Below are 13,174 nucleotides of genomic sequence, written 5' to 3'. Positions count from 1 at the left end.
AGCTTAGCAGGTCATTATATTCTGCTGAACTGTCTCGCTGGTTTATGTGTCGTTCCCCCGTTGCATCGTTCGCATTGCCTTCCGATCACTGCATGACCGAATCATGATAAATACTCGCACACTCGCCGTTTTCGCTGCGCTACTCGTCGTCGGCGGCCTCACCGCACAGGTCGGGGCTGTACCGGGCGTGACAGCGCAACAGGAATCGCCGTCAGAACAAGCCGCGAACACAGGGGTCGCCGTCGACTCCCTGACCGCCCCAGAGAGCGTCGCACCGAACTCGACCGCTGATGTGGCCGCGACGGTCACGAACAACGAGAACGCCACGGTGACTGAATCCGTGGCGTTCCGGTTCGGCGGTGCCGTCGTCGACCGGACGCTCGTCACGCTCGAACCCGACGAGAGCGCGACCGTCCAGTTCTCGGCGGACACGACTGGCATCGAACCCGGTGACTACCGCCACGGTGTCTTCACCAGCGACGACGGACAGGTCGCTGCGGTCACCGTCTCCGACTCGTTCACGCTGGAGAGCCTCGACGCACCGACGAACGCGACCGCCGGTGACAACATCACCGTCGACGCGACCGTCGCCAACCCGAACGACTTCAATACGACCCAGACCGTCGAGTTCAGACTCGGTGGCCAGCCGCTCGCCTCCGAGTCCGTGACCCTCGACGCGAACGAATCCACTGACGTGACGTTCACCGTCGACACGACCGGTGTCGAACCGGACACGTACGTCCACAGCGTCTTCACGCGTGACGACGGTGCGTTCGCCGAAATCACTATCGAAGAGGCTGTCGTGCCTGAGGAGCCGACAGAGACCGAGGACGGTACCGAGACTGAGCAGACTGAGGACGGTACCGAGACCGAGCAGACCGAGGACGGTACCGAGGCTGAGCAGACTGAGGATGGTACCGAGACTGAGCAGACCGAGGACGGTACCGAGACCGAGGAAACTGAGGACGGTACCGAGACCGAGCAGACCGAAGATGGTACCGAGACCGAGCAGACCGAAGATGGTACCGAAACCGAACAGACTGAGGACGGTACCGAGGCTGAGCAGACCGAAGACGGTACCGAGACCGAGCAGACCGAGGACGGTACCGAGACCGAGCAGACCGAGGACGGTACCGAAACCGAGCAGACCGAAGAGACTGAAGACGGTACCGAGGCTGAGCAGACCGAAGACGGTACCGAGGCTGAGCAGACCGAAGACGGTGCTGGCACCGAAGAGACCGGAACGACAGAAGGCTAACCGGCGCCACCCTGTCACCCGTTCACATTTTTAATGATGGCCGTCGTACCGTAGTCCATGAAGTTCGTTATCGTTGGCTATGGCCGCGTTGGTATCCGGACCGCACGGATTCTCCAGAGCGAGGGCCACGAGGTTGTTATCGTCGACAACGACCCTGTGAAGGTCGAACGCGCCACGGAGACCGGGTTCGAGACGATTCAGGGCGACGGCAACGAAGAGAGCGTCCTCATCGACGCCGGCATCGAGACCGCGGACGCTATCGGCGGTCTCACGGGCGACCTGAACACGAACTTCACCGCCTGTATGATCGGCAAGGAGTTCGGCTGTCGGACCGTCCTGCGGATCGACGCCGACTACCGCGAGGAGATCTACGAGAAGTACGCCGCTGACGTGGACGAGATTATCTACCCCGAGCGGCTGGGCGCGGCGGGCGCGAAGACGGCACTGCTTGGCGGTGACTTCAACGTCCTCGCCGACCTGACCGAACAGCTCTCGGTCGCGAGCATCCGCATCCCCGACGGCTCACCGTTCGTCGGGAAACGGGTCGTCGAGGTTGAGCTTCCCGGCGACGCTCGCATCTACGCACACGGGAAGGACCACGAACCGATGACGATTCCGCTCCCACAGACCGAAATCGAACCCGGTGACAGTGTCGCCATCATGGCTGACCCCGGTGGGCTGGACGACGTTCGGGCGACGCTCCGGGGCGACGCGTCGGCCTGAGACCCCCGGGACTGCGCACCGCATTTCGTAGTACTTTCAGATCGATAGCGTTGGCTACTCTCCAGGAACGCCGGGGAAGTGGAATACGAAAGGGAGGATCGCGGTGTCCGGGCGCGCCTGGGGAGGATAGGATGGCACGCAGTGTCACCGACAGCCACTGGAGCCGTGGAAGCGCACCCGTACCGGTTGAAATGCTACCGGTCGATATAAATGCCCGTCAGACAGGCAGCCGACGGACGACAGACGGCACGGCTTTTTGCCCGTTCGCCCACTGTCCCCTGGTATGACCTGGGCGACGCTGTTCGAACGTGCGGCGGACCACCAGACCACCGTCGACGCTGTCTGTGCGTCCCTCGACGAACACCGGGCGGAGGACGACGGCGATGCGTGACCCGTCGCCGGCGCGTGTGGTCGCGGACGCCGACGTCCTCGCTGCCGACCTGCTGTGTGGACCAGACAGCGATGCCCGTGCCGCTATCGATCATATCCGCCGCCACTCGTGGGTCACACTGGTCGCGAGTGACCACCTGTTAGCGGATGCGACCGCCGTCATCGCCGACCTCGCCGACGACGCTCTGGCGGCCGACTGGCGGGCGCGGGTCGAAGCCGACTGTGAGGTCGTCGACCACCCGGCCGGCGACCACCCCGCACTGGCCTCGGCGTACCGGGGCGGCGCACAGCAGTTGCTCTCCTACGATACAGAGCTGCGAAGCGCCCGGACCAGCGCGTCGCTCAACCGTCACATGGCCCTGAGTATCAGACCGCCGGACGCCTTCGCCCGCCTGTTCGACCCGGAATCGCTGTACCCGGTCGTCGAAGACGGCGAGTATCCCGGTCCCGACCGGGACCCACGGGCGTAGCGTGTGGCCGTCTCCGCTCAGTCGTCGGCTGGCGGGACGGCCGTCGTGGACACCGTCCCCGACGCCTCAGCCGCGTCCTCGGCAACCTCGAACTCCGAAAGCACCTCACGCAGGTCGTCGGTCTGGGCCGCCATCTCCTGTACTTCGGTGGTCACTTCGGTGATAGTCGCGGTCTGTTCCTCGGTCGCGGCGGCGACGGCCTCTGATTCCTCGTTGGTCTGTTCGCTCACCGCCGCGACCTCGTCGACCATGTCGACGACCTCCTGGGTGGTCTCTGCCTGCTCGGCGGTGGCCCCCGATATCTCCTGAATCGAGGCGTTGACCTCGCCGAGGACGTCCACGATGTCCTCGAAGTCCCGGAGCGCCGACTCGATGGTCGCGGCGCTGTCGGTCACCTGCTGGTTCGTCGCCTCCACGTCGCTGACGGTCTCGCTGGCCTCGTGCTGGACCGCGTCGATGCGGTCCGACACGTCCGTCGCGGCGTCGCGGGTCTCCTCTGCGAGCGTCTTCACCTCGTCGGCGACGACGGCGAACCCGTCACCGCCCACGTCCGCGCGGGCCGCCTCGATGGAGGCGTTCAGCGCGAGCATGTTGGTCTGCTCGGCGATGTCCGTGATGACCTCGACGATGTCGTCGATTTCGCTTATCTGGTCGACCAGACTCTCGACCGCGACGGCGATATCGTCGATACGGGCCTCCATCTCGTCGAGTTCGTCGATGGCCTGCTCGGCGTCCGCGCGCCCCTCTCGTCCACGCTGTGTCGCCTGATCGGCGGTCTCGGCGGCGTTTTCGGCGGTCGCGGCGATCTCTTCGACGGTTGCAGACAGCGTGTTCATCTCCGAGGCGACGTCGTCGTGGCGGGCCGCCTGCTGGCTCGCCCCGGCCGAAATCTCCTGTATCGACCGGGAGATCTCGTCGCTCGCACCGTCGATCTCCTGGATACTTCTCGTGACGTGGTCGCTCGTCTCGTCGACGTCCTCGGCGAACGTGGCGACGGTGGCGACCGTCTCCCCCAGCGTGGTCACGAGGTCGTTGTAGTTCTCGACGACGGCGTCGAACTGCTCGTCGTCGGCTTGGAAGTCCTCGTCGATAGTGGCGGTCAGGTCCCCGTCCTTGGCCCGTTCGGCGGCGTCCCCGAAGGCGATGACGAGGTCGTTGAGCGCCTGGGACCGCCGTTCGAGGTCGCTGGTCATCGCCTGCAGTTCGGTCGTGTAGTCGTCCATGCTGGCGGCCATCTTCTCCAGGGACTGTCCGAAGGTCCCGGGCACGTCCTCGTCGAGGACGTCGGCGTCGAACTCCTGTCGGGAGAGCGCGTCGGCCTGCTCGGACACCGTCAGCAGATAGGCCTGCATCGACCGGAACGACGAGAGCAGTTCGGCGACCTCATCCTCGCACTCGCTCTCCGGCAGTTCCACGTCGAGTTCGCCGGCCGCGATGTGGTCCGCACCCGCGGCCATCGCCGTGACTGGTTCGACGAAGTCCTCGCGGGTGATGAACACCGTGTTGGCGAAGGCGACGATAGCGCCAGCGAGCAACACTCCCGTAACGACTAACCGGACAGTCCCGCTGGCGACGAGGGAGACAACCGCCAGCGCGACCGAAGCGGCGAACTGCAGACCGACGGCTGCGAGCACTTTCCGCTCGACGGAGCCGGCGACGCCGAAAAGTTCGAGCGATTCACGTATCACCGCTTTGTACTGTCCGACCGGGTCTGTGAGCATACCCATCGTTTTCCTACAGCGTTTAATAAGGTTCCAGTCTGATTCTCGAATGTTGAAAAGGAAGCGGTCGTAGACAGTCAAGCGCGGGGAGCTGCGTACACGGGAACCGTTTGCAGTCTCGGAATAACGCTCTATCTGCCCTGGTTGACTACTGCTGCGACGCGCCGGACGACCCAGCGCGGCGTCACCCTGACCAGTCGGTCGACGAACCGCATCGACCGCCGCGGAATCACGACTGTCTCGCCAGCGGCGGCCCCTTCGTAGGCCGCCGTTGCGACCGCTTCGGGCGTGTTCGAGGTCACCGCTCCGACGGTCGAGTCCGCCATGCCCGCACGCTCCTGAAACGCTGTGTCGACCGGGCCGGGACAGACCACTGTCACGTCTACGGGTGTCTCCCGGAGCTCCTCGGCCAGCGCCTCGCTGAAGCTGTTGATGTACGCTTTGCTCGCGTAGTAGCCGGCGAGGTTCGGCCCCGGCTGGAACCCGGCGACTGAACCGATGTTGATAATTGCGCCGCCGTCGTCGAACTCCTCTAAGAACAGCCGGGTCAGTTCGACCGGGAGCACAACGTTCAGCCGCAGCTGTGTCTGCTCTGCCGCCAGGTCGCTTTCCGCGAACGGGCCGTAGGTCCCCACGCCGACGTTGTTGACGAGTACGTCGACAGCCAGCCCGCGCGAATCTACCTCCTCGTACAGGTCTTCGGCGGCCGCCGCGCGGTCGAGGTCCATCGCGACCGGCGTCGCCGTCACCCCTCTCGCTTCGAGGTCTTCGGCCAGTCGCTCTAGCTCCTTCTCGCGCCGGGCGACCAGTACCACGTCGTGTCCCCGTGTGGCGAACTCCTGTGCCAGCGCTCTGCCGATACCCGCCGACGCACCGGTTATCAACGCGGTGCCGCCGGTACCGACGACCGGCACGTCGCTACCGCTCACCGTACCACTCCGCGACAGTTGTCGCTTCGGGTTCCAGCGACCTCGTCGCTGGGACTTCCGAGGGATGCGCTGCATCCCTCGACGGACGGTTCGCTACCGCTCACCGTACCACTCCGCGAACTTCGCCAGCGCTCGCCCGCGGTGGGAGATCGCGTTCTTCTGCTCGGTGCTCATCTCCGCGAACGTCGTTCCATCGTGCTCGAAAACGGGGTCGAAGCCGAACCCGCCCTCGCCGCGCGGTGCGACGATTTCGCCGTTCACGCGCCCCTCGAACAGCTTTACCGGCACTGTCGCGCTGTTCCGTTCGCCAGCCCCGTCGTGGACCTGCTCGTCCGTCGTCGCCGCGCCGCGGTCGTCGGCCGCCAGGTCCTGTCCGCGCCGGTCCTCCCGGTCGATACCGCCCGGGTCCGGCGTCGCCTCGAACCCCTCGCCGTCGCAGTAGGCGATGACCGTCTTGAACGCCGCCGCCCGGTCGTCCTCCGGCTCGGTCATGCGCCAGACGCGCTCCACGCCGACGGTGTCCTCGACGTAGGAGGAGTACGGCCCGGGGAACCCGTCGAAGGCGTCGATGAACAGCCCCGCGTCGTCGACGATGACCGGCCCGTCCGCCGCGCGGTAGGCCGCCCGCGCCCCCTCTGCCGCGACCGTCTTCAGGTCGTCGGCCTGGACCTCGGGATAGTCGAAGTCGAACTGGCTGACCTCGTCGTCGAGATACTCGGTCGCCTCCCGGACCTTCCCGGGGTTGGTCGTGACAAAATTGAGCATACCGGCACACGGCGACCGGCGATAAAAGAGCCGTCGAAACGGTGGCCGGTCAGTCGACGACGACTTCGACCGGCTCGTCCTCGCTCTCGGACTCGAACTCCGCCTCGTCGCCGCCGCGTTCGAGATACAGCATCACGCCGGCGACTGCCAGGACGACCCACGAGCGCCAGTTCGCCAGGTTCAGCGTGTAGCCGATGCCGAAGGGCTTCTCCACCAGCATGTCATCGCCCGGCTTCCAATAGGCCGACACCAGCCGCTTGAGGCTCGGTCGTTCGAAGTTGTACGGCATACCGAACAACGTACCCGACTGAGGTTTTTCTGCCATACCAGACTGTATTCGGGCCGAGGTTAAACCATTTGTCCACCACCTTTTTGCTGCGAGGGGTGTCCTCGGCCGCGGGGCGGCCTGCGGGCACCCTCTCTTGCAAAAACGTGGGCGAAAAATGCGCGAATCGCGTAGCGATTCGCGTGAAACCGCGGTCTTCGACCGCGGTATGCTTGCTCCGCCGACCCCGACTCAGCACCTCCGATAGTTCTTATATTACTGATACCGGCCCCGACCCTCGATATCGTCGAGACTGGCAAACACCGCGTCGGCGTGGTTGCTCTCGGTCCGGTAGGCGTCTTCGGCGGCCGACAGCAGCGTCTCGGGGTCGTCCGCGGTCCCGGCGAGCGACTGTGCGAGGACGTGGAGGTCCATCGCGTGGTCCTCGGCCTCCTGCGTGTAGTAGCCGAGGCCGAAGTCGATGAGGAACGTCCGGTCGCCCTGTCCGCCACGGCCGCCGACCCGGACGTTCCGCGTCGTCGGGTCGCCGTGGACGAACCCGGCATTGTGGATGCGAGCGAGCCAGCGACCCACGTCCGCGACGCGGTCCTCGGACAGCGACTCACGGAGGTCGGCGGTGCCCACCCGCTGGAAGACGATGCGGGCTTCCTGGGTGTCCACGTCCCGGACCAGCGGCGTCGGAACGCCGGTTCGGCGCGCCTCGCTGGTGAGCCGGGCCTCCTGTCTGGTGCGTTCGGTCCGCAGGCGCTCGTCGAGCGTCGGGTGGCGGTAGCTCCGGGGCACGCGCTCCTTGATGACCCGGTCGCCGTCGAAGCGGACGGTCGCCTCCGCGCCCTGGAGTTCGTCGTCTCCCGCTCGATAGCTGTCTACCGACTCCTCGGCCCCCCGCCAGGTGACGGCCACCTCGTCGGGCCGGAAGTTCGAGTCGATGCGCGAGTCCTCGATGGCGATGGTGTCCCCGGCCGCGTACATCTTCGCGCCCAGCATCGCTATCATCCCGGCGTTGTCCCGCAGGAAGCGGTTCTCGGGGGCGTAGAAAGCCGCGCCGCGTTGCTCGCACATCTCGCCGAGCATCCGCTGGAGGCGGTCGTTCTGGCCGACGCCACCGCCAAGCACCAGTTCGTCGGCGCCAGTCAGCGACAGCGCCCGTTCGGCGACTTCCGTCAGCATCGCGAAGATGGTCTCCTCCATCCCGCGACAGACGTCGTCTACCGGGACGCCGTCGTCGACGGCCTGCTTGGCGGCGCTCATGATGCCAGAGAAGGAGAAGTCCATTCCCTTGACGACGTAGGGCAGCTCGTGGTACTCCCCGTCGCGGGCGTGCTGTTCGACCTTCGGTCCGCCGGGGTGGGACCAGCCGACGTGGCGGGTGAACTTGTCGATAGCGTTGCCGACGCCGGTGTCCATCGTCTCGCCCAGGACGCGGTACCGGCCGTTCCGGTAGCCCAGAAGGTGGGCGTTCGCGCCCGAGGCGTTCAGACACACCGGCGAATCGAAGCCCGAGCGGTGCCGGCCCACTTCGAGGTGGGCGACCATGTGGTTCACGCCGACGAGCGGCACGTCGAAGCGCTGGGCGACCGCCCGGGCAGCCGTCGCGACGATACGCAGACAGGGCCCCAGTCCAGGGCCGCGGGCGAAGGCGACGGCATCGATTGGCGGACCGCTGTCCGAACCAGCGCGCTCGTTTGCGTGCTCGATGGCCGTCTCGACGACGGTCGGGATGGCCTCGCCCATGTGCTCGGCGGCCTCGCGGGGGTGGATGCCGCCGCTGTCGGGCGCGTAGGCGTCAGTCTCGATGAAAACGTGGTCGTCGTCGGTCACCCGGGCCGGGTCCGGCGTCTCGAACACCGAAGCACTGGCTGCCCAGGCGGTACCTTCGATACCCAGAATACGCATCGGGCGGCCTTACTTCCACTCGGTGTAGCCGCACTTGCCGCAGTGCTGGCGGTCCTCGTGTTCGGCGAGGACGGTGTCACCGCACCGGGGGCAGGTTTCGCGGTCGAGCTCGCCGTCGTCGTTGTAGTACTCGTTGTGTGGCATCTATGCTTCCTCCGCTTCCTCTTCGCCGTCGGCGACGATCTTGTTGCGTTCGAGCATGTGGTCCTGTTCGACGTCGCGGGCGTACTCGGGGTTGTCGTAGACCTTCGCGTAGCCGACCGTCTTCCGCATGCCGAACTTGGTGTCGAGCTTGTGGATGACGACTTCCTCGGCGTCCTTGTTCAGCGTGGCCGCAAGAGAGTCGCGAACAGAGAGGCGGGAGGGGGTGGCTTCGTCGTGGACGACCTCGAACCGGACGTCCGTTCTGTGCAACATGGGATTTTCGTCTTCCTCGATGATGTCGATATCCATGGTTCGTTGTCCGTATCTACCCGCCGAAGCGCGTAAAAGGATTTCGAAGCGGTTGACGCCGGCTCGACGGCTGAGCGCCTGCGGCTCCGTTCCACCGGTCTTCGTTGCGGGTCGCCGACAGTACCGGCGCACTCTGTAGCCGCCAGCTGCGCCCGTTACAGGGTTATCAGTGCGATAGCGGCCGGGTAGTCCCCTACCGCTGCCCCAGTTGTGCGAGCAGGTGTGAGAGATGGATTCGCTCGTTGGCCGCGTCGACGAGCGCCATGTCCGTCTCGCCGGCCAGCCGATGGACCTCGGCCAGCCGGTCCCCTGAGTAGCGTGACCGGGCCACGTCCAGCATGTCGTCGAGGATGTCGGACGCGCCGTACCCCTCGTCGACGAGCAGGTCGTCGAGCGTCGACCGCGCATCGGTAAAGCGCCCGTCCTCGGCCGCATCCATCATCTGCTCGACCTGGTCGTCGGCTTCGACGGCGTTGAGCGTCTCGAAGGCGGCGTCCATCGTCACCTCGCCCTCGGCTTCGGCGGTCGTCTGGGCGGCCAGCACCGCCGTCCGGAGGTCGCCCTCCGCGTACCCGGCGACGTACTCGATACCGTCGTCGTCGTGGTCGACGCCCTCCGCGGTGACGATGTCCTCGAGCACCGACACCGTCTCCTCGTGGGTCGGCTCGCGCACCACGACCGGGAAACACCGCGACCGGATCGGCGGGATAACGGCCGATGGCTGGCGCGTCGCGATGACGAACTGCGTCGCCTCGTAGTACTGCTCCATCACCCGACGCAGCGCCTGCTGGAAGTCCTCGCGCATCCCCTCGGCGTTGTCCAGCAGGATGGTCTTGTAACTGCCCGACACCGGCGAGTAACTGGCGGACTCCTTGAGGACGTGGTTGATGAGGTCGGCCTTCGAGGACTCGCGGCGGCGCTTGCTGTCGATGAACGACGCGAACCGCGGGTCGTTGGCGACCTCCTTTTTCGTCATGTCGAAGACGTCGGCCACGTTGAGCTCGGTGAAGTCCGCGTCGGGGTTCCCGTGGACCTCCCGGGCAAACGCTCGGACAGCGGCCGTCTTTCCGCTCCCTTTCGGCCCGTGGACCAGGAGGTTCATCGGCTCCTCGATGGCGCCTTGCAGGTGCTCGCGGGCCTTCGGCTGGCGGATATCCGACAACTCCGGGGCGTGTGTCTCCGTCCACAGCGGCGCGTCCATCTGTTGGCACTGGGTATGCCCGGCCCCGACAAGTATCCCGCGGTCCACGGACTCACGCCGATTGGGCTTACCCGTCGCAACACCACGCCGGGCCGGTGGTGGCCGCAGCTACCAATCTGTGGACCACTGCCGGCACACCACGCTGGTAGCTCACAAACGTGTTGGGTTACGCATCTACACGCTCCTGTCCGGTTGCCACCCGCAGTCGATGCACGCGAACTCCTGCTCAGCCGTCTTGATCACCGGCTCGCTGCACTTCTCACATTCTAATAGGGGGTTGTGGGGCCGAGTGGACGGTCGTGGCATGCGTTAACTCATGACGGGCGCCACTCACATAACCCTTCATTCTACGTGCCTAGAATCGTACCGCTACTGCCTGTAGAGTTCGAACTGCACGCTGTCTGAACGGCTCGGTTTCAGGCCGTGTTTGCAACTCACGTCCGTTCGTCGCAGAATGCGCCGGCCGGGAATTGAACCCGGGCTATTGCCTTGGGAAGGCAATGTCCTACCACTGGACCACCGGCGCCTGTTGCACTCGCGCCGAGGCTCGCGATTCCTGCGGTATCGCTCACCACCGGCGCGCTGTGGTAGACTGCAGGTCGGTCGGACCTGCAAATCCCGTATCGAACTGTGAACAGCGGCCGCACTTGAACGTAGCGCTTTGACTGGACGCGTGTCCGAAAATAACGGGCCGATAGATGGGTATTAGTTTCGTCCGCCCAACTAGTAGCCATGGCAACGGCCGAATCCATTGTTCGTGCGGACAATCCGCTGGATCTGACGTTCTCCGACGCTGAGCTGGAGGCACACCGAGACCATATCACCGCGTTCATCGAGGACCAGGTCGACGCTGCCGGTGTCGACAGCGTCGTGATGGGGCTGTCTGGGGGCATCGACAGCACGCTCGTCTCCCATCTGGCCGTCGAGGCGCTCGGCCGCGACGCCGTCCACGGGCTTGTGATGCCCAGTGAAGTCAACCGTGCGGACAACATGAGCGACGCCGAGCGGGTGGCCAACGACCTGCTCGGCATCGAGTACGACGTCATCGAGATCAACCCGCTGGTCGACGCGTTCCTCGATGCCTACCCCGACGCCGAGGACGACCAGCTCGCCGTCGGCAACCTCCGGGTTCGCTGCCGAGCGGTGCTGAACTATCTGGTCGGCAACCACGAGGCGGCGCTGGTGCTGGGCACCGGGAACCGCAGCGAGGCGCTGGTCGGCTACTACACGAAGTACGGCGACGGCGCGGTGGACTGCCATCCCATCGCGGCGCTGTACAAACAACAGGTCCGGCAGCTGGCGAAACACGTGGGCGTCCCCGACGACCTCGCGGAGAAGACCGCAAGCGCCGAGATGTGGGCCGGCCAGACCGACGCCGACGAGATGGGGATGGACTACGACACGCTCGACTCGGTCCTCGCCCTGCATATCGACGGCGGCGTCCCGGCAGCCGCGACAGCCGACTGGCTCGGCGTGCCACTCGAGGTCATCGGAACTGTCCGCGAGATGTACGAATCCAGCGCCCACAAGCGGGCGATGCCGCCGGGTCCGGACCCGCTGTACTGAGTTCTGTCACCTCGTCTCAGTCATCAGCGGACCGGGTTCTCCGGGCCGCGACCCAGATACTCAGAGAGGAACGCGTGGACGGTTTCCGCGTCGTAGCTGTCCATCGTCAGTTCGTGCTGCCACGCCGTCAGGACGTAGGGTGCCCGCGGGTCGTCGTTGGGATTCGGGGCGACGACGACGCTCCGCCAGGTGCCGGTGTGGACGCTCGAGAACTCCCGGAGGCTCTGCCTGGCTTCGGGCGAAATTTCCTCGGGGTCGTAGTAGACGACGACCGCGCCGTGTTCGAGCGTGTGGACGAGCGAGCCGAGCGCTGGGGTCTCCTCGTAGAACCCGGCGTCAGTCGTCGACCCGTAGTGTGTCCCCGACAGCGGCGGGATTCGCTCGTAGTCGATCTCTGCTCCCTCCTGAACGTGGTCGTTCCCCCGGTTCGGGAACTGCTCGACGTCCGCCAGCAGGTCACTGGCCCCGGAACTGTCCAGTGACGAGGCCTCGATACCGTCAGCTTCGACGCTCTCTCCGCCACCGCCGCTCAGCTGGGTCGCGTACGCCACCAGTCCGATTGCGAGCACGATAACGACGCCGATGACGATTGCTCCGACCGGGAGGGAGTCGCTGTCCTCACCCCCGGTATGGTCCTCGACGCGCCGACGGTCAATCGCGCCCAGTTCGCCGTCGTGGGCGTCGGCGAGATGGTCCAGATAGGCGTCGTCGCCGTCGAACGATTCCGCACAGTACTCACAGTCGACCATTGGCGGTCCGTATGCGAGGCGTCGTCTTGTACTCTTTCCTACTCGACCGTCGCGTTGAGGTCGGCGAAGGCCTGCTGTTCGCGCCGTTCCTGCGTTTTCCTGTCGGCGTCGTCCCGCATCCGCGCTTTCAGCACTCGAAGCGCGTCCGCGTCGACGGTCGCCAGTTCTTCGGCGACGGCTCGTGGCTCCGCGGTGATCCGCGAGACCAGCCCCATCTGCAGCGCCGTCTCGGCGTCGAGCGTTCGGCCAGACAGCGCGATATCAAGCGCGCGGCCGGTCCCGACGATGTCTGGAAGCCGTGCCGTCCCGCCCCACGCGCCGAACAGGCCGAGTTTGACCCCGGTTTCGGCCAGGGTCGCATCGGGCGTAGCAACACGGATGTCACAGGCCAGCGCCAGCTCGACGCCGCCGCCCCGCGCCGCGCCGTCGACACCGGCGATGACCGCTCCGTCGTAGGATTCGAGCGTCCGGGCGACCCGCTGGCCCAGCGCCGCGAACGTCTCGGCGCTCTCCGCGTCGAGCGCCTTTACCTCGTCCAGGTCCGCGCCGGCACAGAACGCCTCGCCAGCGCCGTGGAGATACAGCACTGGCTCGGTCGCGGACTCGACCGCCGCTTCGAGGTCGCGAAGCGCCGCGCTGGTGAGCGCATTGCGCTGGTCGGGCCGGTCGAGCGTCAGGGTCCGGATACCGTCGCCGCTCGTGGTCTGTACCATGCTTGCTGTGACTCTGTGGTTTCCAAAGGTCTTTGCCCTTCCCGTCGCTAGACC

Annotated in this window: 14 protein-coding genes and 1 tRNA gene; 4 read left to right on the top strand and 11 right to left on the bottom strand. The window is 65.8% G+C overall.

Annotation, left to right across the window (positions count from 1 at the left end; all coding sequences use genetic code 11):
* Positions 1-103: 103 nt before the first annotated feature.
* The 3 genes from KZ498_RS02955 to KZ498_RS02945 all read left to right on the top strand — a co-directional run bounded on the left by KZ498_RS02955 (position 104) and on the right by KZ498_RS02945 (position 2,841).
* A complete protein-coding gene (locus KZ498_RS02955) occupies positions 104-1,258 on the top strand; it encodes a hypothetical protein (protein WP_312616686.1) in 1,155 nt (384 codons plus the stop codon).
* Between the two features lie 57 nt (positions 1,259-1,315).
* Entirely contained in the window at positions 1,316-1,981 is a 666-nt protein-coding gene (locus tag KZ498_RS02950; protein ID WP_312616685.1) for a TrkA family potassium uptake protein, read from the top strand.
* Between the two features lie 383 nt (positions 1,982-2,364).
* A complete protein-coding gene (locus KZ498_RS02945; protein WP_312616683.1) occupies positions 2,365-2,841 on the top strand; it encodes a hypothetical protein in 477 nt (158 codons plus the stop codon).
* A 17-nt stretch (positions 2,842-2,858) separates the two neighbouring features.
* Here KZ498_RS02945 and KZ498_RS02940 read toward each other — a convergent pair whose 3' ends face one another.
* The 9 genes from KZ498_RS02940 to KZ498_RS02900 all read right to left on the bottom strand — a co-directional run bounded on the left by KZ498_RS02940 (position 2,859) and on the right by KZ498_RS02900 (position 10,618).
* Positions 2,859-4,562 (bottom strand): methyl-accepting chemotaxis protein, encoded by a 1,704-nt coding sequence (locus KZ498_RS02940; protein ID WP_312616681.1) that lies wholly within the window; start codon positions 4,560-4,562, stop codon positions 2,859-2,861.
* Positions 4,563-4,693: 131 nt separating this feature from the next.
* Positions 4,694-5,491: an SDR family oxidoreductase gene (locus KZ498_RS02935; RefSeq protein ID WP_312616679.1), complete on the bottom strand. Its 798-nt coding sequence runs from the start codon at positions 5,489-5,491 to the stop codon at positions 4,694-4,696.
* 93 nt (positions 5,492-5,584) lie between these two features.
* Positions 5,585-6,256 (bottom strand): non-canonical purine NTP pyrophosphatase, encoded by a 672-nt coding sequence (locus tag KZ498_RS02930; RefSeq protein ID WP_312616678.1) that lies wholly within the window; start codon positions 6,254-6,256, stop codon positions 5,585-5,587.
* A gap of 49 nt (positions 6,257-6,305) precedes the next feature.
* Positions 6,306-6,581 carry a DUF5808 domain-containing protein gene (locus tag KZ498_RS02925; RefSeq protein WP_312616677.1) on the bottom strand — a complete coding sequence of 92 codons (276 nt, stop codon included), beginning with the start codon at positions 6,579-6,581 and terminating at the stop codon, positions 6,306-6,308.
* 216 nt (positions 6,582-6,797) lie between these two features.
* Positions 6,798-8,438, bottom strand: a complete 1,641-nt coding sequence (locus KZ498_RS02920) for a bifunctional N(6)-L-threonylcarbamoyladenine synthase/serine/threonine protein kinase (RefSeq protein ID WP_312616675.1) — start codon at positions 8,436-8,438, stop codon at positions 6,798-6,800.
* A 9-nt stretch (positions 8,439-8,447) separates the two neighbouring features.
* A complete protein-coding gene (locus tag KZ498_RS02915; protein ID WP_004516109.1) occupies positions 8,448-8,582 on the bottom strand; it encodes a 30S ribosomal protein S27ae in 135 nt (44 codons plus the stop codon).
* Complete coding sequence (locus KZ498_RS02910; RefSeq protein ID WP_004516108.1) at positions 8,583-8,891, bottom strand: 30S ribosomal protein S24e; 309 nt, start codon at positions 8,889-8,891, stop codon at positions 8,583-8,585.
* Positions 8,892-9,084: 193 nt separating this feature from the next.
* On the bottom strand, positions 9,085-10,092 hold the full coding sequence (locus tag KZ498_RS02905; RefSeq protein ID WP_312616667.1) for an AAA family ATPase: 1,008 nt from the start codon (positions 10,090-10,092) through the stop codon (positions 9,085-9,087).
* A 455-nt stretch (positions 10,093-10,547) separates the two neighbouring features.
* Positions 10,548-10,618 (bottom strand) — tRNA-Gly (locus KZ498_RS02900).
* 206 nt (positions 10,619-10,824) lie between these two features.
* Here KZ498_RS02900 and KZ498_RS02895 point away from each other — a divergent pair.
* Positions 10,825-11,658 carry an NAD+ synthase gene (locus KZ498_RS02895; RefSeq protein WP_312616665.1) on the top strand — a complete coding sequence of 278 codons (834 nt, stop codon included), beginning with the start codon at positions 10,825-10,827 and terminating at the stop codon, positions 11,656-11,658.
* Between the two features lie 23 nt (positions 11,659-11,681).
* On the opposite strand, the gene KZ498_RS02890 is transcribed toward KZ498_RS02895, so the two are convergent.
* A complete protein-coding gene (locus tag KZ498_RS02890) occupies positions 11,682-12,407 on the bottom strand; it encodes a DUF3105 domain-containing protein (RefSeq protein ID WP_312616663.1) in 726 nt (241 codons plus the stop codon).
* A gap of 38 nt (positions 12,408-12,445) precedes the next feature.
* Complete coding sequence (locus tag KZ498_RS02885; protein WP_312616661.1) at positions 12,446-13,120, bottom strand: enoyl-CoA hydratase/isomerase family protein; 675 nt, start codon at positions 13,118-13,120, stop codon at positions 12,446-12,448.
* Positions 13,121-13,174: the final 54 nt, after the last annotated feature.

Origin of the sequence: Haloarcula sp. 1CSR25-25, from assembly GCF_032027985.1 — an archaeon.
Classification (GTDB): domain Archaea; phylum Halobacteriota; class Halobacteria; order Halobacteriales; family Haloarculaceae; genus Haloarcula.
This window is presented reverse-complemented; position numbering and strand designations above follow the sequence as displayed.